General features: G+C 67.2%; 21 protein-coding genes and 1 tRNA gene. 9 read left to right on the plus strand and 13 right to left on the minus strand.

What is annotated here, in order from left to right:
* Positions 1–67 precede the first annotated feature (67 nt).
* The 3 genes from RTY13_RS11450 to glyA are packed head-to-tail and all read right to left on the minus strand — an operon-like array spanning position 68 to position 2,463.
* A complete protein-coding gene (locus RTY13_RS11450) occupies positions 68–694 on the minus strand; it encodes a RibD family protein (RefSeq protein ID WP_312783521.1) in 627 nt (208 codons plus the stop codon).
* A complete protein-coding gene (nrdR, locus tag RTY13_RS11455; RefSeq protein WP_003164743.1) occupies positions 694–1,167 on the minus strand; it encodes a transcriptional regulator NrdR in 474 nt (157 codons plus the stop codon). Before nrdR ends, RTY13_RS11450 begins: the two co-directional genes overlap by 1 nt.
* Positions 1,168–1,179: 12 nt before the next feature.
* Entirely contained in the window at positions 1,180–2,463 is a 1,284-nt protein-coding gene (gene glyA, locus RTY13_RS11460; protein WP_312783522.1) for a serine hydroxymethyltransferase, read from the minus strand.
* Between the two features lie 178 nt (positions 2,464–2,641).
* Here glyA and RTY13_RS11465 point away from each other — a divergent pair, with 178 nt between their 5' ends.
* Positions 2,642–3,373 (plus strand): IPTL-CTERM sorting domain-containing protein, encoded by a 732-nt coding sequence (locus RTY13_RS11465; protein ID WP_312783523.1) that lies wholly within the window; start codon positions 2,642–2,644, stop codon positions 3,371–3,373.
* Positions 3,374–3,383: 10 nt separating this feature from the next.
* Here RTY13_RS11465 and RTY13_RS11470 read toward each other — a convergent pair whose 3' ends face one another.
* Positions 3,384–3,569: a DUF6898 family protein gene (locus RTY13_RS11470; RefSeq protein ID WP_312062632.1), complete on the minus strand. Its 186-nt coding sequence runs from the start codon at positions 3,567–3,569 to the stop codon at positions 3,384–3,386.
* Positions 3,569–4,795, minus strand: a complete 1,227-nt coding sequence (gene hemA, locus RTY13_RS11475) for a 5-aminolevulinate synthase (protein ID WP_312783524.1) — start codon at positions 4,793–4,795, stop codon at positions 3,569–3,571. Before hemA ends, RTY13_RS11470 begins: the two co-directional genes overlap by 1 nt.
* A 195-nt stretch (positions 4,796–4,990) precedes the next feature.
* On the opposite strand from hemA, the gene RTY13_RS11480 reads away from it, so the two are divergent.
* Positions 4,991–6,064, plus strand: coding sequence for an agmatine deiminase family protein (locus RTY13_RS11480; protein ID WP_312783525.1), 1,074 nt, complete (start codon positions 4,991–4,993; stop codon positions 6,062–6,064).
* Here the strand turns inward: RTY13_RS11480 and RTY13_RS11485 are convergent.
* The 5 genes from RTY13_RS11485 to gor form a co-directional block, all read right to left on the minus strand.
* Positions 6,061–7,203, minus strand: coding sequence for a sialidase family protein (locus tag RTY13_RS11485; protein WP_312783526.1), 1,143 nt, complete (start codon positions 7,201–7,203; stop codon positions 6,061–6,063). The genes RTY13_RS11480 and RTY13_RS11485 overlap by 4 nt on opposite strands.
* A 50-nt stretch (positions 7,204–7,253) precedes the next feature.
* Positions 7,254–8,153, minus strand: a complete 900-nt coding sequence (gene mmsB, locus RTY13_RS11490; RefSeq protein ID WP_312783527.1) for a 3-hydroxyisobutyrate dehydrogenase — start codon at positions 8,151–8,153, stop codon at positions 7,254–7,256.
* A gap of 84 nt (positions 8,154–8,237) precedes the next feature.
* The gene (locus RTY13_RS11495; protein ID WP_312783528.1) at positions 8,238–9,005 is read right to left on the minus strand and encodes a methyltransferase; all 768 of its coding nucleotides are present in this window, start codon (positions 9,003–9,005) and stop codon (positions 8,238–8,240) included.
* Between the two features lie 28 nt (positions 9,006–9,033).
* Positions 9,034–9,780, minus strand: a complete 747-nt coding sequence (locus RTY13_RS11500) for a hypothetical protein (RefSeq protein WP_312783529.1) — start codon at positions 9,778–9,780, stop codon at positions 9,034–9,036.
* A gap of 76 nt (positions 9,781–9,856) precedes the next feature.
* Positions 9,857–11,239: a glutathione-disulfide reductase gene (gene gor / locus RTY13_RS11505; protein ID WP_312783530.1), complete on the minus strand. Its 1,383-nt coding sequence runs from the start codon at positions 11,237–11,239 to the stop codon at positions 9,857–9,859.
* Between the two features lie 216 nt (positions 11,240–11,455).
* Here gor and RTY13_RS11510 point away from each other — a divergent pair, with 216 nt between their 5' ends.
* Both RTY13_RS11510 and RTY13_RS11515 read left to right on the plus strand, forming a co-directional pair.
* Positions 11,456–12,439, plus strand: a complete 984-nt coding sequence (locus RTY13_RS11510) for a hypothetical protein (protein WP_312783531.1) — start codon at positions 11,456–11,458, stop codon at positions 12,437–12,439.
* A gap of 175 nt (positions 12,440–12,614) precedes the next feature.
* A complete protein-coding gene (locus RTY13_RS11515) occupies positions 12,615–13,445 on the plus strand; it encodes a hypothetical protein (protein ID WP_312783532.1) in 831 nt (276 codons plus the stop codon).
* 17 nt (positions 13,446–13,462) lie between these two features.
* On the opposite strand, the gene rpiA is transcribed toward RTY13_RS11515, so the two are convergent.
* Complete coding sequence (gene rpiA, locus RTY13_RS11520) at positions 13,463–14,146, minus strand: ribose-5-phosphate isomerase RpiA (protein ID WP_312783533.1); 684 nt, start codon at positions 14,144–14,146, stop codon at positions 13,463–13,465.
* Complete coding sequence (gene glmU, locus RTY13_RS11525) at positions 14,143–15,522, minus strand: bifunctional UDP-N-acetylglucosamine diphosphorylase/glucosamine-1-phosphate N-acetyltransferase GlmU (protein WP_312783535.1); 1,380 nt, start codon at positions 15,520–15,522, stop codon at positions 14,143–14,145. The genes rpiA and glmU overlap by 4 nt, the downstream gene beginning before the upstream one ends.
* Positions 15,523–15,594: 72 nt before the next feature.
* On the opposite strand from glmU, the gene RTY13_RS11530 reads away from it, so the two are divergent.
* The 4 genes from RTY13_RS11530 to RTY13_RS11545 all read left to right on the plus strand — a co-directional run bounded on the left by RTY13_RS11530 (position 15,595) and on the right by RTY13_RS11545 (position 18,171).
* Positions 15,595–16,284: an HAD-IA family hydrolase gene (locus RTY13_RS11530; protein WP_312783537.1), complete on the plus strand. Its 690-nt coding sequence runs from the start codon at positions 15,595–15,597 to the stop codon at positions 16,282–16,284.
* Positions 16,285–16,286: 2 nt separating this feature from the next.
* On the plus strand, positions 16,287–16,604 hold the full coding sequence (locus tag RTY13_RS11535) for a DUF2834 domain-containing protein (RefSeq protein ID WP_312783538.1): 318 nt from the start codon (positions 16,287–16,289) through the stop codon (positions 16,602–16,604).
* Positions 16,605–16,721: 117 nt separating this feature from the next.
* Positions 16,722–18,011 carry a dicarboxylate/amino acid:cation symporter gene (locus RTY13_RS11540; RefSeq protein ID WP_312783539.1) on the plus strand — a complete coding sequence of 430 codons (1,290 nt, stop codon included), beginning with the start codon at positions 16,722–16,724 and terminating at the stop codon, positions 18,009–18,011.
* 85 nt (positions 18,012–18,096) lie between these two features.
* Positions 18,097–18,171: transfer RNA gene (locus tag RTY13_RS11545), tRNA-Val, on the plus strand.
* A 12-nt stretch (positions 18,172–18,183) separates the two neighbouring features.
* Here the strand turns inward: RTY13_RS11545 and RTY13_RS11550 are convergent.
* Positions 18,184–19,221, minus strand: coding sequence for an NADP-dependent oxidoreductase (locus RTY13_RS11550; RefSeq protein ID WP_312783540.1), 1,038 nt, complete (start codon positions 19,219–19,221; stop codon positions 18,184–18,186).
* A gap of 153 nt (positions 19,222–19,374) precedes the next feature.
* Between RTY13_RS11550 and RTY13_RS11555 the strand changes: the two genes are divergently transcribed.
* Positions 19,375–19,875 carry a nuclear transport factor 2 family protein gene (locus tag RTY13_RS11555; RefSeq protein WP_312783541.1) on the plus strand — a complete coding sequence of 167 codons (501 nt, stop codon included), beginning with the start codon at positions 19,375–19,377 and terminating at the stop codon, positions 19,873–19,875.

Here is a 19,875-nt window from a genome sequence, read left to right on the forward strand (position 1 = left end):
TCCCTTCGGACCCAAAAAAACAGAGTCTAATTAGTCTAATTCGTCTGAAATCGCGCCCGAGGAGGCGTCACGCTCGCGCGTAGCGTTCCCACAGGTCGTCTCCGACGGGCTCGACGCCCAGACGACGGAACTTGGGGGCGTCGGCCAGCTTTGCAAGCGCCAGAGAGGCGACGCAGGGCCTGCCCTCCCCGCCCAGCAGGATGGGGGCGCGGAACCACTCGATGGCGTCCACCACGCCCGCCTGCAGGAAGGAGGCGGCGACGCGGCCCCCGCCCTCGATCAGCAGCGATGTGACGCCGTGCGCGGTCAGGGCCTCCAGCACGGCGGCGATAGCGGGGCGGCTGTCCTCGGCGGCGACGGCGACGACCTCGGCCTGACCGATCGCGTGAGGCTCGGAGGTCGTCAGGATCAGGGTGTGGCCGGATGCGACCCTGGCTGTCGCGGGGGTGCGCAGGCGGCTGTCGAGAACCACGCGCAACGGATGCGACCCGGCATGGTCGGGCAGACGCACGATCAGTTCGGGATCGTCGGCCAGCACGGTCTCGACGCCGACCAGAATGGCGTCGTGGGTCGCGCGCAGGCGATGGCCCTGCTGACGGGCTTCCGGTCCGGTGATCCACTGGCTTTCGCCCGTGGCTGTGGCGATGCGACCGTCCAGAGACGTCGCCAGCTTCAGGGTGACGCGCGGGCGCATCAGTCCTGGCCGGACTTGGTCTCGTCGAAGCCCTCGTCTCCGAGGAATTTGGCGAAGTCCGAGGTGTGGCGGAAGTCCTTGTAGACCGAGGCGTAGCGGACGTAGGCGACCTCATCGACCGACTTCAACGCCTTCATGATGAAGTCGCCGACGATGTGCGAGGGGATCTCGGTCTCGCCCAGGCTTTCCAGCTGGCGCACAATGCGGCTGACCAGCAGCTCGACCTGATCGGGCTGGACCGGGCGCTTCCTCAGGGCGATGCCCAGCGAGCGTTCCAGCTTGTCGCGGTCGAAGGGGGTGCGGCGGCCGTTCCGTTTCAGGATGACCAGTTCGCGCAGCTGCACCCGCTCGAAGGTGGTGAAGCGCCCGTTGCACTGCGGACAGGACCGACGGCGGCGGATGGCCGCGCCGTCGTCAGACGGGCGGCTGTCCTTGACCTGGGTGTCGGCGTTTCCGCAGAAGGGGCACTTCATCCAGTCGACCTCTTAGCGATAGATCGGGAAGCGCGCGGTCAGTTCGCGCACCTGGGCGGCGACGCCCGCGACGACGGCCGGATCGGCTTCGTCGCCGCCGTTCATCGACGAGACGACGTCGGCGATCCAGTGGCCGATCTGCTTGAACTCTTCCTCGCCGAAGCCGCGCGTGGTGCCGGCCGGGGTGCCCAGGCGGACGCCCGAGGTGACGGTGAAGGGCGCCGTGTCGAACGGCACGCCGTTCTTGTTGCAGGTCATCAGGGCCTTCTCGAGCTCATGCTCGGTGGCCTTGCCGGTCACGCCCTTGGGACGCAGATCGACCAGCATCAGGTGGCTGTCCGTGCCGCCCGAGACGATGGCCAGGCCGCGCTCGACCAGGACGCCGGCCAGGGCCTGGGCGTTCTTCACGACCTGTTGGGCGTAGCCCTTGAACTCGGGCTTCAGCGCTTCGCCGAAGGCCACGGCCTTGGCGGCGATGACGTGCTCCAGCGGGCCACCCTGCAGGCCGGGGAAGACGGCCGAGTTGATCTTCTTGCCCAGGTCCGCGTCGTTGGACAGGATCATGCCGCCGCGCGGACCGCGCAGGGTCTTGTGCGTCGTGGTGGTGACGACGTGGGCGTGCGGGATGGGGTCGGGATAGACGCCGCCGGCGATCAAACCGGCGTAGTGGGCCATATCGACCATCAGATAGGCGCCGACCGAATCCGCGATCTCGCGGAAGCGCTTGAAGTCGATGTGGCGCGAATAGGCCGAGGCGCCGGCCAGGATCAGCTTGGGCTTCTCCTTCTGGGCCATTTCGGCGACGTGGTCATAGTCGATCAGATGGGTGTCTTCGCTGACCTTGTAGGTCACGGGGCGGAACCACTTGCCCGACTGGTTGGCGGGCGAACCGTGCGTCAGGTGACCGCCGCAGGCCAGGTCCATGCCCAGGAAGGTGTCGCCGGGCTGCAGCAGGGTGAAGAAGACCGCCTGGTTGGCCTGAGCGCCCGAGTGGGGCTGGACGTTGGCGAAGGCGGCGCCGAACAGCTCCTTGGCGCGCTCGCGGGCCAGGTCCTCGGTCACGTCCACGAACTCGCAGCCGCCGTAGTAGCGACGGCCCGGATAGCCCTCGGCGTACTTGTTGGTCAGGACCGAGCCCTGCGCGTCCAGCACCGCCTGCGAGACGATGTTTTCCGAAGCGATCAGCTCGATCTGCTCCTTCTGGCGGCCAAGCTCGCCCTGGATGCCCTTGAAGATCGCCGGATCGGCGTCGGCGAGGCTCTTGGAGAAGTATGCGTCGTGGGTGAAGGCGGTCACTGGCGGGCATCCCGAAGGCTGGAGCGAAAACGGCGCCCCTATCTAGGCCGCGTCGTCCGAAGCCACAACATCTAGTGGGGCCGCGACCGATCCGCCCACACGCACAACAAGGTTCGGATATTGCCGTACTGATGCTAGTGCAAAGCCAAGTTTTGTAAATTCTTCGGGGACGAAACCCATGAAATCCTTGCTTGGCGGGCTCGTCGCGGCAGCCTGCCTGACGCTGGCGTCACAAGCCGCCGCGCAAACAGTGACCTACTACGTCCAGAGTGCGCCCTATGACAGCGTCAGCAACTATACGGGCTGCCCTCTGGGCGGCTGCACGGCGACCTACACCACGTCGCAGCGCGTGAGCGGCTCGTTCACGATCTTCGGCGCCCTCACCCCGAACATGGTCGACGAGATCGTCGATGTTCGCCTGGGCGACCTGAATCTCAGCGACGGTCAGAACACCTTCCAGACGGATTTCTTGAACTGGAGCATCGTTTCGCAGACTGCTCAGATCTCGACCGACGCCAGCGGCAACCTGACCTATTTCGAATTCAAGTTCGACAAGATGCACGGATCACCCGCGACCTTTGGAAACGCAGCTGATCCCAAGTCCTATGTGACCTCCATCTATCTGGGCAATACTGCTGGCGGCAGCTACGCCTACGTGCAGAGCAACAGCCTGTGCACGTCGCGCGGAGACAATACGGGCGGCAACACCTACGGGCTGGGATGCGCGACCCAGACATCGATCCCCGCTCAGGGCGCATCCCAGGCCTCCGCCTCGGCGGTGACGATCTCGCTGACCCCGCCCCCGCCGCCCACGGTGCCGACGATGTCGGAATGGGCGATGATCCTGCTGGGCGCGCTGCTGGCCGGCGGGGCGGCGCTGCACCTGCAACGGCGTCGCCAGACGGCCTGACCCCAGAGGACTAGCGACGGGTCGCCAAAGCGCGTTTCAGCTTGGCGATGGCGACCCGCTCGACGGCGCGCGGCTCTAGGGCCGGGCCCATGGCGGAGACCTCGACGCCGGTGGCCGTGTGGACGGCCGAGCATTTCACATAGGTCCCGTTTCGGACGAACTCGACGATGACTTCGCCCAGTTCGGCGTCCTGCATCAGGCGGCGACCGGGCGACGCGCCACGTTGCAATGCGAGAACAGCTTGTCCATCGCGTCGACCAGCTTGTCGATCATGCCGTCGTCATGGTTCGGCGACGGGGTGAAGCGCAGACGCTCGGTCCCCTTGGGCACGGTCGGATAGTTGATCGGCTGGACGTAGATGCCGTGCTCTTCCAACAGCATGTCCGAAATCAGCTTGCAGTGGACCGGGTTGCCGACGTGGACCGGGACGATATGGCTGACGCTGGGCAGGACCGGGATGCCGGCCTCCAGCAGACGGCGCTTCAGGGTCTCGGCGCGCTCCTGATGGGCGACGCGCAGTTCCGGGTGGGCCTTGAGGTGGCGCACCGAGGCCAGGGCCCCGGCGGTCAGGGCGGGCGGCAGGCTGGTGGTGAAGATGAAGCCCGAGGCCCAGCTGCGCACCGCGTCCACGATCACCGCGTCGGCGGCGATGTAGCCGCCCATGACGCCGATGGCCTTGCCCAGGGTGCATTCGACGATGTCGATGCCGTCCAGCACGCCGTCACGCTCGGCCACGCCCGCGCCGGTTTCGCCATACAGGCCGACCGCGTGGACTTCGTCCAGATAGGTCATGGCGCCGTATTTCTTGGCCAGGGCGATGGTCCCGGCGATGTCGGCGATGTCGCCGTCCATCGAATAGACGCTCTCGAAGGCGATCAGCTTGGGCGCGCCAATGGGCGCTGCGGCCAGCAGTTCCTCAAGGTGCTCAAGGTCGTTGTGGCGGAAGATGTGGCGCGGGCCGCCGCCGTGACGGATGCCCTCGATCATCGAGGCGTGGTTCAGGGCGTCCGAGAAGATGATCAGGCCCGGCAGGATCTTCTGCAGGGTCGACAGCGTCGCCTCATTGGCCACATAGCCCGAGGTGAACAGCAGGGCCGCTTCCTTCTGGTGCCAGCTGGCCAGCTCGGCTTCCAGATCGACCGCCGAACGGGTGGTGCCGGATATGTTGCGCGTGCCGCCGGCGCCGGCGCCGGCCTGGTCGATCTCGGCCGTCATGGCCTCGACCACGACCGGATGCTGGCCCATGCCCAGATAGTCATTGGAGCACCAGACTACGACGTCCTGTTCGGAGCCGTCCTCGCGGCGACGCACCGCCTGCGGGAACTGGCCGCGCACGCGCTTCAGGTCGGCGAAGACGCGATAACGCCCCTCGTTGCGGACCTGCTCGACCGAGTTTTGAAAGGCGGACTTATAGTCGAACAAGACGGTAGTTCTTTCGCTTATACAGCTTTCCCCGCCTAATTGCGCTCGCCGACCAGCCTTGTCCATGTTCAGAGGCGGACAAAACGTCCCAACCCCTTAATTGATAACGATTCTCACCTCACACGTTTCACATGCGCTTGCGACTTGACCGTCCGTCGACCCCGCCTAGGTTCCGGCGGCATGAACAGACGCCATGTGATCAAAACCGGAGTCGCCGCCTTCGGGATTGGAGCCGCCGGCTGCGCCGCCCCCACTCGCACCTCCTCCGCGCGCTATGAAATGCCGATGGAGAGCGAGCGTCACACCCGCACCCTGATGCAGTGGCCGGTCAGCGTCGAAGTCTACGGCTCGCGGGACCTGGCGGCGGTTCAGGCCGACATCGTCGCGATCGCCAACGCCATCAGCAACTACGAGCCCGTAGCCATGATGGCCGCCCCCGGCGCACGCGGCCTGAACCGCGACCGCTTCAGCGAGGAGGTCGAGTTCTGGGACATCCCCACCGACGACCTGTGGTGCCGCGACAGCGGACCGACCTTCGTCAAGGATGCGGACGGCGAACCGGCCGTGGCCCACATCCGCTTCAACGGCTGGGGCGACAAGCAGCGCCACCGCAATGACAGCCTGATCGCCGAGCGCGTGGCGGCGCGGCTGGGCCTGCCGCTGATCGACAGCGGCGTGATCGGGGAACAGGGCGGGCTGGAACACGACGGCGCCGGGACCATGATGGCCCACGCCAGTTGCTGGGTGAACGACAACCGCAACCCCGACCTGACCGAGGACGAGATCGCCGAGCGCCTGGGCGCCGCCATCGGCGCGACCAAGATGATCTGGGCGCCAGGGGTCAAGGACGCCGACATCACCGACTATCACATCGACTCCCTGGCTCGCTTCACCGGGCCGGGCCAGGTGCTGATCCAGATCGACGACGAGTTGGACCCCGAGGACCCCTGGTCGGTCGCGGCCCACCAGACGCTGGGCATCCTGCAACAGGCGACGGATGCGCGCGGGCGTCCGCTGGACATCCGGCGCCTGCCGGAGCCGATCGACACTCGCGCGACGGGGGACGACTTCGTCTCCAGCTACGTCAACTACTACGTCTGCAACGGGGCGGTGATCGCGCCGCAGTTCGGCGACCGCCGCGCCGACGCCGAGGCGCGCGAGATCCTGGCCGCCCTCTATCCAGGGCGCGACGTGGTGCAGCTCAACATCGACGCGCTTGGCGCATCCGGCGGCGGCATCCATTGCGCCACACAGCAGCAGCCGGCCTAGAGGCAATCACCCCTCAAGGCTGATAACGGGACCCGCGTCACCTGCACGTCTTCCTTATTGGTCGCGTAGCCGACATAGAGCGCGTCGTTCCAGACGATGCTCTTGGGGTAGTGATAGCCGGGACGCTTATACTGGCCTTCGTACCGCAGGGGTTGCAGGTCCCCTGCCCCACGCAGCAGGAAGCTGCGGTCGAACACCCGCCCGTCGTCGCTCAGGGTCACGGCCAGCGGCATGCGCGGGCGGTCGCTGTTGGGCGCATTGACCAGATAGGCGGTCCCGTCGGGCAGATTGCCGGCGCTTTGTTTGGCGCGGGCGTCGGGCATGTCGGTCAGGACCGGCGTGGTCCAGGTGACACCCCGGTCGCAGCTTTCGGACGCCAGTTGGCGGAAGCTCAGCTCCTCGTCGCGGAAGACCATGACGGCGCAGTCGCCGCGCTGGAACAGGCTGGGCTCGATCTCGCGGCTGAGGCGCTTTTCGTGCTCCGCCGCCGCGCCGCTGGCGTCGCGCGGCAGGTTCTGCATCCGGCCGGGCGTCCAGCCCGTCAGGCCCAGCGGGTCGTCAGTGTAGAAGGGGCCGGCGATCATGCCCGGCCGCATGTGGAAGCCCGTCATCAGCCGTCCGCCGATCAGATGCGGGTCCTGTTCGATGACGCCCTCGACCGGACGGCCATCGGCGCCCATGACGCGGCGCGGTTCGCTCCAGGTCTCGCCGTCGCGACTCAACCGGTATTCGGCATAGCCGCCCGCCCCCGACTGGAAGCCGTCGGGCCAGACGTTGACGTAGGCGACCAGGGTCTCGCCGTCGGTCCACCAGCCGCCGCTGGAGCGCATCAGCCCGCCCTCGCCCGCATGGGCCAGGGCGACGGGCGCGCGCCAGGTCTCGCCGTCGTCGCTGACGCTGTAGGCGACCCAGGTGTCGGGCGCATCCTCGTCGCGGGCCGAGCTTTGCCACTGGGCGAAGAGCCGGCCCTTGAAGGGCATCAGCACCACGCCGTTGCTGAACCGGTCCGTGGCCTCGCCCGGCGCGAAAACCGTGAAGGTCTGCGTGCCCGGCGCGGGCTTCAGCCCCAGATCGCGCGCCCCGGCCTGAAACAGGCCAGCCGCCGCGCGATAGGGCGGATCGGCCGGAGCGGCGGCCATCAGGCCAATCGCCGCCAGACCGGTCAATAGAGCAAGCCCCCCCCGGAGCCTCATTGGGCCAGGGTGTCCAGACGCCCGCGGAGCATCTGGACCATGGCGGAGAAGTCCTTGCCGCCGTAGCCGAGGCCGTTGAAGAGGGCGTAGAGGGCCTCGGCCTGGGCGCCCAGCGGGGTGGTGGCGCCCGCCTTGGCGGCGGCGTCCTGGGCGAGTTTGAGGTCCTTAAGCATCATGGCGGTGGCGAAGCCGCCTTCGTAGTCGCGGTTCGACGGGGCGGTCGGGACCGGGCCGGCCCAGGGGTAGTAGTTGCTGACGCTCCAGCACTGGCCCGAGGACTTCGAGGCGATCTCGAAGAAGCGTTCCGGCTCCAGACCCAGCTTCTCGGCCAGGGCGATGGCCTCGCAGGTGCCGACCATGGAGATGCCCAGCAGCATGTTGTTGCAGATCTTGGCCGCCTGACCCGCGCCGTGGTCGCCCGCGCGGATGGTGATGCGGCTCATGGGGTCCAGGGCCGGTTCGACGCGGGCGAAGTCGGCCTCGTCGCAGCCGACCATGAAGGCCAGGGTGCCGGCGTCGGCGGCGGCGGTGCCGCCCGAAACGGGGGCGTCGGCGAAGGCGTAGCCGGCCTCTCTGGCCAGACCCGCGACCTTGCGCGCCGTCTCCACGTCGATGGTCGAGCAGTCCAGCAACAGGGCGCTGGTCGGGGCCACGCCGATGATCTGTTCGGAATAGACGCTGAGAACGTGCGGACCGGCGGGCAGCATGGTGATGACCACCTCGGCGTCCTTCACCGCCTCGGCGACCGAGGCGACGGTGCGGCACCCGGCCTCGGCGGCGCGTTCCAGCGCGGCGGGCGACAGGTCGAAGGCGGCGACGTCATGCCCGGCCTTGGCCTGATTGGCGGCCATGCCGCCGCCCATGTTGCCGAGACCGATGAAGGCGATGCGAGTCATCTGAGGCGTTTCCCTTATGGATTTTGGGGGCAGGGTTAGCCCCTACCCGCCCGCTTCGCCAGTCACCTGTTCGACAGTTTCGGCTCAGGCCGGTTTTCTGAACCGCAGCATGAACTGACTGGTCTTGCCGCGAATGGAGGGGGCGAAGACATTGGCCGTTCGCGGGTCGTCGCCGCGGGCCAGAAGATCGCTGGAGCCGTCGAGGACAAAGCCCGCCGCCTCGACCTCGCGCCTGACCTGATCGACCTCGATGCGGTGCAAGCTGTCAGGGGCGTCTGACCCGGCGCCCGCCGCCGCGTCATGGTCGATGATGACATAGAGGCCGCCGGGCTTCAGGGCCTTGAAGACCGCCGCGTTGACCCTGGTCGCCGTGTCCGTGGCGAAGGGCTTGAGGTGCAGGTCGTGGTAGTTCTGGGCGGTGAAGATCAGGTCCAGACCTTCGGGCCATTCCGGCGCGCCGATGGGCGAACTGATGGCGTCGGCGTTGTCGAGAGCGGCGGCGGCGGCCAGGGCCTCGCCATAACTGGCCTGGAAGCCGATGAACTCGGCCGGTTGCCAGGCCGTGACGTGGCCCTCGGGGCCGACGGCGGCGGCGAACAGACGGGTGAAGTAGCCCCCGCCGATGATCATATCGCCGATCTTCTGACCCGGCTTCACCTCGGCGAAGGCCAGGGTGTCGGCGGCATGACGGGCGACATCGCGCGCCCGGTCCTCCGTCGTGCGGATCGGGCTGGCCATAGCGGCCTCATAGGCGACGGGCGCCGTCTGGGCCGAGGCGACCGGGGCGACCGGGGCGACCGGGGCGACCGCCGCCAATGAGGCGGCGAGGATGACGGCAAGCAAGGGACGCATGACTGATCCTCCTGTGGTTTCAGCCGGTTCAGCCCGGCTTTCTGAAGCGATAGACGAACTGGTCGGTCTTGCCGCGAATGGCCTCGTCGAAGACGTTCAGGCTGTGGTCGTCGGCAGGGTTGGCGACGGCGGCGGTTTCACCGTCGAAGACGAAGCCGGCGGCCTCGACCTCGCGTCGCAACTGCGTGCCCTCGATGCGGTGCAGGGTCTCCACCGCCGTGTTGCCTGCGCCGGGCGCGGCCTGATGGTCGATGACCACGAACAGGCCGCCCGGCTTCAGCGCCTTGAAGATGTCGGCGTTCATCTTGGCCACGTCCACGCCGAAACGGGGGATGTGGAAGTCGTGGTATTCCTGGCTCATGAAGACCAGGTCCAGAGGCTGATCGAAGGTCATGGCGTCCAGGTCGCCGTTGACGCGGCTGATGTTGGGATAGGCGGCGACCAGGGCGTCGGCGCGCGGGTTTTCGCGCTCGGCCGTGCGGTTGGGCACGAAGGCGTAGACGTGACCGCCCTCGCCCACCACCCGCGCGAACAGACGGCTGAAATAGCCCGCGCCGGGCCGGATGTCGGCGACGCGCTGACCCGGTTGAAGCTGGGCGAAGGCGAGGATTTCGGCGGGGTGACGCAGGGGGTCGCGGGCGACCTCTTCGGCGGGACGCAGGGTGTCGGCGACGGCGCTCTGATAGGCGGCGGGGAGCGCGGTCTGGGCCAGGACCGGCGAGGCGGCGGCGACCATCAGGGCGGACAGGGCGGCGGCGAGCAGACGGGACTTCATGGGGCGACCTCCGAAACAGCTGGGCCGCATAAGGCGCGCGTCCGGAGCCGCTGGCAAGCGGCTCCGGACAGCAGGATCAGCCCGCCATCGCTGACGGCGACTGCTTCTCCTTCAGCGTCACCAATTCCTCGGCCATGGTCGGGTGGACGGCGCAGGTGGCGTCCCACTGGGCCTTGGTCAGACCGGCCTTCACGGCGATGGCGGCCAGTTGGATCATCTCGGGGCTTTCCGGGCCGACGATATGGACGCCGACGACGCGCTGGCTGTCAGCGTCCACCACCAGCTTCATCAGCACACGCTCGTCCGAACCGGTGAAGGCGTATTTCATCGGGCGGAAGCGGGTCACATAGACATCCACCTCGCCCGGACAGGCGCGGCGGGCCTCGGCCTCGGTCAGGCCGACGACGCCGACCGGCGGCTGGCTGAAGACGGCGGTAGCCACGGCTTCATAGTCGAAGTGCTGCGGGTTGTTCTTGTAGACCGTCTCGTGGAAGGCGACGGCCTCACGGATGGCGACCGGAGTCAGGTTCATGCGGTCGGTGACATCGCCGATGGCCCAGATGTTTTCGGCCGAGGTCTTCGAGAAGGGGTCGACGGCGATGGCGCCCTCGTCGTTCAGCTCTACGCCCGCGTTCTCGAGCCCCAGTCCCCTGACGTAGGGGACGCGGCCAGTGGCGAACATGACCACGTCATGCTCCAGCGTCATGCCGTTGCCGAGGTGACTGACCAGACCCGTCTCGGTCTTCTCGATCGATGTGTGCTGGCAGCCCAGGATGACCTTGATGCCGCGCTTCTCGATCTCGCCTGCCAGGTGGGCGCGCACGTCGTCGTCGAAGCCGCGCAGGATGTTGGGGCCGCGATAGATCAGGGTCGTCTCGACGCCGAGCCCGGCGAAGATGCCCGCGAACTCGACCGCGATATAGCCGCCGCCCGCGATCATGATGCGCTTGGGCAGTTCGGGCAGATGGAAGGCTTCTTCGGAGGTGATGGCGTGTTCGACGCCGGGCAGGTCCTCGGGCTTCCACGGGCGGCCGCCGGTGGCGATCAGGATCTTCTCGGCGGTGAAGGTCTGGTTCTTGCCGACGATCTCGACGGTGTGGGCGTCCTTCATCACGGCGCGGCCGTGGACCAGATCGACGCCCGCCTTGCCCAGGTTGGCGGCGTAGATGCCCGACAGGCGGGCGATCTCGACGTCCTTGGCCTGCAGGAAGGTCGGCCAGTCGAACTTGGCGTTGTCGAAGGACCAGCCGTAGCCCTCGGCGATCTCCAGCGCGTGGCTGACTTCCGAGGCCATGACCATGAACTTCTTGGGCACGCAGCCGCGAATGACGCAGGTGCCGCCGACCCGATATTCCTCGGCCACGGCCACCTTCTTGCCGCCCAGGGCGGTCAGGCGCGCCGCGCGCACCCCGCCGGAGCCGGCGCCGATGACGAAGAGGTCGTAGTCGTACTGGGTCATTTGAAACTCCGCGCGGCAACCAGAAGCGCTGCCTGCGTTCAAAACGAGATTATAGTGCGCCTGACGCTTCCCCCCAGGCACGTGGAATACCGTCCAGTTAGGAGGGGGGCGGGCCCCAGGCAAGGCGTGAAATCCCGATGTACACGCGAGAGCGATTTGACTTTGCGGTGACCACACCTAGGGTGAAATAACACTGATTGATCGAGCGAGTTCGCAATGATCGCTTTCGCCCTTGCCGCCTTGCTTGCCGCGACCCCGGTCCAGAGCACGCCTTCTGTTGAATCGCCTGCCGTCCTGGAGGATGCGCCCGTCCGTCTCGAAGACGTGGAAGTCACGGGCCGTTCCTTGAATTCCATGATCCAGAACTTTGTCGGCTCGGTCGCCGCGCCCAACCCCAACCGTGGCCTGGCCCGCTGGCGCAACGCCGTGTGCGTGGGTGCTGTCAATCTGCAACCCGAAGTCGGTCGCTACCTGGTCGACAGGGTGTCGGCCACTGCGGATGAGATCGGCCTGACGCCGGGCGCACCCGGATGCACGCCAAACCTGCTGATCGTCGCCACCAATGACGCGCCAGGTCTGTCGAGAATTCTAGCGCGCCAGCACCGCCGCGCCCTGCGCATGGGCGGCGCTGGCATGGACCGTGGGCAAGCCGCTCTGGATGCGTTCCAGACCTCGGAGCGCGCCGTACGCTGGTGGCAGGTCAGCATGCCGGTAGACAGTCAGACCGGCGAGCGCGCCACCCGGCTACCCGGAGAATGCAGGGGGTCTTGCGGCGCCGACCAGCCAAAGGCGGCGCCCGGCGAAGGCGGGTCCAGCTTCATGTTCGCTCCCAACTTGAGCGTCTTCGCCGCCTCACGACTCAGCACGCAGATCGTCGACGACATCATCAAGACCTTCGTGGTGGTCGACGTGAACCGACTGCAAGACGTCAACGCGGATCAACTGGCGGACTACATCGCCATGGTCGCCTTCGCCCAGATCAACCCTGAGGCCGACACCAGCAGTTACGCCTCGATCCTCAATGTCTTTGAGACCCCCAGTGAAACGCCGAACCTGACGGACTGGGACCGAGCCTACCTGCAAGGGCTCTACAACACCGAACGCACGCGCAAGAACCTGGCGACCGGCCGGCTCGAGGTTGCGGCGTCCATCGAGCGAACCCACCAACGGCTACGCGATACGTCGCCGGATCGCCCCTAATGCAATGAGGAGATAGCAAGTCATGATCGCCGCCCTCGCCCTTTCGGTTGCTCTGTCCGCCGCCTCGCCCCAGCCCCTGCCGTCGCCGCTATCCTCGTCGCAACAACCAACAGCCGCGCCTATCCCATCGGAGGACCCCGTCCGACTGGAAGACGTCGAGGTCACGGGGCGTCCCTTGGAATCCCTGATCCGCTCCTTCGTCAATGAGGTGGCCGCTCCCAACTCGGGACGCGGGGTGGCGCGGTGGCGCGACCGACTCTGCGTCGGAACGGCGAATCTGAAGCCGGAAGCCGCGCAGTATATTGTGGACCGGGTGTCCACGGTGGCGGAGGACCTGGGCCTTTCGCCGGAAGGCCCGGGCTGCAAGCCCCACATCATCATCATCGCCACGAATGACGGCGAGGCCGTGGCCCGTCAGTTGGTCCAGGAACGCGGACGCGCCTTCCGCATGGGCGGCGGCGGCATGGATCGGGGCGGCGTAGCCTTGCGCGACTTCCTGGAAACCCCTCGCCCCGTCCGCTGGTGGCAGTTGAGCATGCCAGTCGATGCTGAAAACGGGCAAATAGCCACGCGTATTCCCGGTCAGTGCACAGAATCATGCAGCGACACCTACGAATACGCGCCCATACTCGACATCTTCGCGGCGTCGCGACTGTCCACACAGATTGTCGATGACATTTTCCGGGCGGTCGTGATCGTCGACATGGACGAGATGACGAACGTCACCCTTGCGCAACTGGCCGACTACATCGCCATGGTGACGCTCGCACAGATCCTGCCCAACGCCGACACCAGCAGCTACGCCTCTATTCTCAACCTGTTCGACGCCCCAGCAAGCACCGACGGCCTTACAGAGTGGGACAGGGCCTATCTGGAGGGCCTCTACGACACCGTCCGCACCCGCAAAAATCCGGGAGCCGGCCGCCTCGAAGTGGCCGCTTCGATCGGCCGCACCCATCAACGTTTGCAGAATGAAGCCGCCGCCGGCGACGACGGCAAGGACTAGCCGACCTATCGTCGCCCCTAGGGATTCAACGTCTCGAACCCGTCGTCCGTGCCGATGACAGCCAGGTCGGTGAGGTCGAGGAAGAGGCCGTGCTCGACCACGCCCGTCAGGCTTTTCAGGTCGGCGGCGAGGCGGGCCGGGTCAGCGATCAGCTTGCAGGCGGCGTCGTAGATAAGGTTGCCGCCGTCGGTGCGGATCAGGCCGCGCTCGGCCTGACGGACGCGGGCGGGCGAGGCGATGTCGTGATCGGCCAGGACGTCGGCGATGCGGTTGGCGGTCGTCTTGTGACCGAAGGCGACGACCTCGATCGGCAGGGGGAAGGTCCCCAGGGCGGGAACCACCTTGGCCGCGTCGGCGATGCAGATGCAGCGTTCAGACGCTTCCCACACCAGCTTCTCGCGCAGCAGGGCCGCGCCGCCGCCCTTGATCAGGGCCAGACCGGGGCCGATCTCGTCGGCGCCGTCGACGGTCAGGTCGATGCGGGGGGTGTCTTCCAGCGTCGACAGGGTCAGGCCCAGCTCGCGCGCCAGATCGGCGGTGCGCTCCGACGTCGGCACACAGCGCAGGTCGGGAAGGTTGCGCGCCGCTAGCGCCTTGACGAACCAGGCGGCGGTGGAGCCGGTGCCCAGGCCAACCACCATGCCCGCCTCGACATAGGCGGCGGCGGCTTCGCCGGCGTTCTTCTTCTGCAGGTCGCTCATTGGGATTTCGCCGCCTTCTTTGCGCGCATCGTGTCCATGAAGCGGGCGGCCCAGCCCGGCTTCGTCGTCTGTTCGGCGCGGCCCAGCGCCAGATCGCCCGGCGCGACATCCTTCGTCACCACCGAGCCCGAGCCGATCATGGCGCCCGCGCCAATGGTCACGGGGGCGACCAGAGAGGAGTTCGAACCGACGAAGGCGCCCTCTCCCACCGTGGTGCGGTGTTTGAAGAAGCCGTCGTAGTTACAGAAGATGGTTCCGGCGCCGATGTTGGCTTTCGCGCCCACATGGCCGTCGCCGAGATAGGCCAGGTGGTTGGCCTTGGCGCCCGCGTCCATGCGGACGTTCTTGACCTCGACGAAGTTGCCGATCTTGACGCCCTCGCCCAGGTCCGCACCGGGGCGCAGACGGGCGTAGGGGCCGACCTCGGCGCCGCTGGCGACCTTGGCGCCTTCGATATGGCTGAAGCTGCGGATGCGCGCGCCGTCGGCCACGACCGCGCCCGGGCCGAAGACGACGAAGGGCTCGATAGTCGTGCCGGCGCCGACTTCAGTGTCCCAAGCGAAGTGGACGGTGTCGGGGGCGCTCATGGTCACGCCCTGCGCCAGGAAATGCTCACGCTGCGTCGACTGGAACAGGGCCTCGGCCTGGGCCAGCTCGCTCTGGGCGTTCACGCCCATGACCGAGTCCTCAGCGGCGAAGACCGCGCGGGTCGGGGCGCCGCGCTTGCGGGCCAGCTCGACCACGTCGGTCAGGTAGTATTCGCCCTTGGCGTTGTCGTTCGTCACCTGGGCCAACAGGTCGAACAGCAGGCCGACCGGGGCCGCCATGACGCCGGAGTTGCAGGCGGTGATGGCCAGAACCTCGGCCGAGGCCTCCTTGGCCTCGGTGATGGCCAGAAGCTCGTCGCCTTGCAGGATCAGACGGCCGTAGGCGCCGGGGTCGCGGGCCTCGAAGCCGATGACGGTGACGCCCTCATGAACTTTGTCAAAGTCTGGGGCGAAGACCGGTTCGATGTCGGCGGCCTTCAGCAGGGGCACGTCGCCGTAGGTCACGACCACATGGCCGATGAAGTCGCCCAGCACGGCCTCGGCGGCGCGGACGGCGTGGCCGGTGCCCAGCGGCGGGTCCTGAACCGCAATGGCGTCCTCACCCAGGCGCTTTTCGACGTGGGCGCGGACTTCAGGAGAATGGCTGCCGACGACGACCACGATGCGTTCGCAGCCCAGGGCCTCGGCGGCGTCGATGGCGTGGTCCAGCATGGCGCGCTGGCCGACCGGATGCAGGACCTTGGGCAGGGGCGACGTCATCCGCGTGCCCTGGCCGGCGGCGAGGATGATGGCGGCCCTGGGATGACTATGAGGGTGAGGTGCGGTCATGAATCGATCCGGCGGCTTGTCGTCCTGCGCGATCTAGCCCATTGCCGGGGTCTGCGCGAGCCGGGAGACGACATGAGCACTGAACGCGATCTGGAAGGCTGGACCATCGCCTTCGACCTGGACGGGACCCTGGTGGACTCGGCGCCCGACCTGATCGGCACGCTGAACCGGATGCTGGCGCAGTATGAGCTGCCGCCCGTGCCCATGTCCTCGGCCCGGCATCTGGTCGGACACGGGGCCATGGCCCTGCTGCGTCACGGCTTCATGGAGGCGGGCGCCGCCTGGGACGAGGCCCATGCCCCCGGCCTGTTCGAACGCTTCATCGAGGACTATCTGGCCCACATCGCCGATGAGAGCACCGTCTTTGACGGCGTGGTCCCGGCGCTGGAGCGGCTGGCCGCGCGCGGCGCCATCCTGTGCGTCGCCACCAACAAGCGCACCGACCTGTCGGTCGCCCTGATCGAGGCGCTGGACCTGACGAAGCACTTCGCCTTCATCGCCGGACCGGACGCGGTCTCGGCCCGCAAGCCCAGCGGCGCGCACATTCATGAGGCGGTGCAGAAGGCGGGCGGCGATCCGGTGCGCTGCGTCATGGTCGGCGACAGCACCACCGACACCAAGGCGGCCAAGGACGCAGGCGTGGCCTGCATCGTCGTCGGCTTCGGCTACAACGACGTGCCGCGCGAGGAACTGGGCGGAGACGTGGTGATCGACCATTACGACGGCTTCGAAGCCGCGCTGGCCGAGGTGATGAGCGCCTGATCATGAACGCCAGGACCTTCTATCTGGCCATGGCTGCGGTCGGGACAGTGGTCCCCTGGCTGTTCTTCGGGTCCTTCTTCGCCCTGAACGGGCTCGATATTCCGCTCTTCCTGAAGTCGCTGTTCGCCAATGGCGCCGCCGGCGGTTTCTCGGCCGGTGTGCTGATTACGATCATCGTATTCTGGGTGTGGTCGTGGCGGGATGCGGCCCGGCACAGGGTCGCGCGCTGGTGGCTGGTCCTTCCGGCAAGCTTTTGCGTCGGGCTGTCACTGGCGTTGCCGCTCTACCTGTACCTGCGTGAGCGCAGCCTGAGACCCTGAGCGATCAGAAAAACTAAACGACACGGCAGAACTTCTCAGCGTCAATCGCTCCCGCCGCTGTTGCCGTCTCTCCTTGCGCCAAACACATAGGACGACCGTTCCTCCTCAAGGGTCGTCATGTTCCGTCGCTTCTTCGCCATACCCCTCTGGCAGCGCACCGCCGCCGGTTTCGCCCTGGGCATCATCGCCGGCCTGATCCTGCGCGAGCAGGCGACCGTCTGGCTGCAGCCGATCGGCGACGTCTATCTGAACCTGATCCGCATGGTGGTGGCGCCCCTGGTGCTGTTCACCATCGCCAGTTCAATCGCCAAGCTGGGCGAAGGCGTGGGCGCGGTGCGGCTGGGGGTGCGGACCATCGTCTGGTTCGCCATCACCTCCCTGCTGGCCGTGCTGGTGGGCTTCGCCTTCGGGCACATCATCAATCCGGGCGTCGGCCTGGCTGACCTGCCGCTGGGCGAGGTCAAGGAGCGAGTGATCCCGACGCCGCTGCAGGTGCTGCTGGGCGTTGTCCCGACCAATCCCTTCGCCTCTCTGGCCGAGGGCAAGGTGCTGCAGATCATCTTCTTCTCGGCCCTGCTGGGCGCGGCCCTGGTGGCGCTGGGCGACCGGGCGCAGAATGCACGCCGGCTGGTGGACGAAGGGGCCGCCCTGATCTTCCGCATCACCCGCTGGGTGATTCAGCTGACGCCGTTTGGCGTGTTCGGCCTGATCGGTTCGGTGGTCGGCGGCTACGGCTGGGAGGCGCTGCTGCCGCTGGGCAAGTTCATCTTCGCCATCTACGCCGCCTGCTTGTTCCACATCCTGATCGTCTATTCGGGCCTGCTGAAGCTGCATGGCCTGAAGGTCCGCAGCTTCTTCCGCGGGGCCTTCGCGGCCCAGCAGACGGCCTTCGCCACCTCCTCGTCGCTGGGCACCCTGCCCATCACCCTGCGCCAGACCGTCGAGCGCCTGGGCGTGCCGCAGGCCTACGCCGCCTTCGCCGTCCCCCTGGGCGCCAATGTGAAGATGGACGGCTGCGGCGCCATCTATCCGGCCATCGCCTCGATCTTCATCGCCCAGTATTTCAGCATCGACCTGACGCTGACCCAGTACGTCCTGATCGGCCTGACGGCGGTGCTGGGGTCGCTGGGAACCGCTGGCGTGCCCGGCACCAGCATCGTCATGCTGACCCTGACCTTGTCGACTGCGGGACTGCCTCTGGAAGGCATCGGCTATATCGTCGCCATCGACCGGATCATCGACATGATGCGCACAGCCACCAACGTCACCGGCCAGATGGTCGTGCCCGTTCTGGTCGCCAAGGAAGAAGGCATCCTGAACGAGGACATATACAACGGTCACGTCGCCTGGCTGCCCGGCGATCCCGAGGCGGAGACGCCAGAAGGCGTGCGCGCGGCGGGTATTTGATCAAAGAGGCTTGCCGTCGTCGGAATCGCAGGCTACATCGCGCCTCCCGACGGCCCAAGCCTTTCTGATTTGGCCGTTCTGCGCTGGACGCGTAGCTCAGCGGGAGAGCACCTCGTTCACACCGAGGGGGTCACAGGTTCAATCCCTGTCGCGTCCACCATTTTTTTTCATGTCACTCCAGCCCAATATCCGGCGCCTCGAGCCGCAGCAGCTGCTTGCCTTGGCTGGCGCTGCTGAACAGGCGCAAAAAGGTTTCGGGGATGGCCTCGAATCCCTGCTGCATGTCGATCCGATAGCGGATCCCGCCGGCGCGCAGCCAGGCCTCGAGTTGGGACCTGGCGGTGGCAACCGTGGCCAGATGGTCCAGCAGGATGAAGCCGCGCATCTCGGCGCGCTGGGCGATCAGTCGCCACAGGTTGCGCGGGCCGGGCGCAGGTTGCTCGTCATTGTAGCCGGATATGGCTCCGCACAGGACGATACGGCCAAAGCGGGCGATGTGGGCGATCCCCGCCTCTAGGGTTTCACCGCCGACATTGTCGAAGAACAGGTCGATGCCATCAGGAGCCAGCACCGCCAGCCGCGCGGCGACGTCCTCGTGGCGATAGTCAATGGCGGCGGCGGCGCCATAGTCCTCGACCAGCCAGCGGCATTTCTCCGGCCCGCCCGCTATGCCGATGACGCGCGCGCCGTTCAGCCGCGCGATCTGCACCGCCATCGACCCGACCGCCCCCGCCGCGCCCGAGACCAGAACCGTGTCGCCCGCCGCCAGACGGCCGACCGCCTTCAGCCCGACCCAGGCGGTCAGGCTGGCCCCGCCGAACACGCCCAGCGCCTCTTGCGCAGTCACGCCTTCGGGGATCAGGGTCGGCGCCGCCTCGCCCGCACGCGCTGCGACAGCATAGTCCTGCCAACTGAACAGGCCGCGCACCAGCGCGCCCTCGGGATAGGCGGGATTGGTCGAGGCGACCACGCGCGCCACCGCGCTGCCGCGCACCGGCTCGCCGATGGCCATGGGCGGCATATAGCTGGGCGCATCGTCCATCCAGCCGCGCTGGGCGGGATCAAAGCCGAACATCTCCGTGCGGATCAGGATTTCCCCGGCGGCCAGATCCGGGACCGGGACCGGAGCGTCGCATCTAGCGAAATCCTCGACACGCACCTGGCCTTTCGGACGGCGCGCGAGCACCCACTGGCGATTGATGCGGGACATGATGCGGCTCCGGCCTTGTAGGCGATAGGAGCACTATCGGCAGGCCAGACGATCCCAGCCAGACGCCCAGCCTCAACACAGCGTTTCCAGCGAGCCGACTAATCATCGGCGTGGAATGTCGGATGCTGCGGGCCAACTGCACAGGAGTCCGTCTTGCCTGATACCGAAACCCGCCTCGCCCGGCTGGAAGCGCAAGTTCAGGCGCTGCAAGACCATGTAGCCGTCTGTCAGATCATCGCCCGCTATGGCCCCCAGGCCGACACCGCAGACACCTATGAGCGCGGTCTGAAGGTCGGGGCGCTGTGGGCCGAGGACGGGGTCTATGAACTGGCCGCGGGCTGGGCGGGTCTAGGACCGGAGGGCATCGCGGACCTGCTGGACAACGACGTCCACCGCGCCCTGGTGCGCGAGGGGGCGGCCCACGTTCCCAGCGCGCCCCATGTGACGATCGACGGCGACCGTGCCACGGCGGTCAACTATTCGCGTGTGTACAAGCACGTGGACGGGGCATTCGTCGTCTGGCGGGTCTCGGTCAACCACTGGACGCTGACGCGCACCGAGGACGGCTGGAAGGTGCTGCGCCGGACCAACCGCCTGCTGAACGGCTCGGACGAGGCCCGCGCCGTGCTGCGCACCATCGATCAGGCGGCCTGA

This window comes from Brevundimonas sp. (assembly GCF_032055285.1).
Classification (GTDB): Bacteria; Pseudomonadota; Alphaproteobacteria; order Caulobacterales; family Caulobacteraceae; genus Brevundimonas.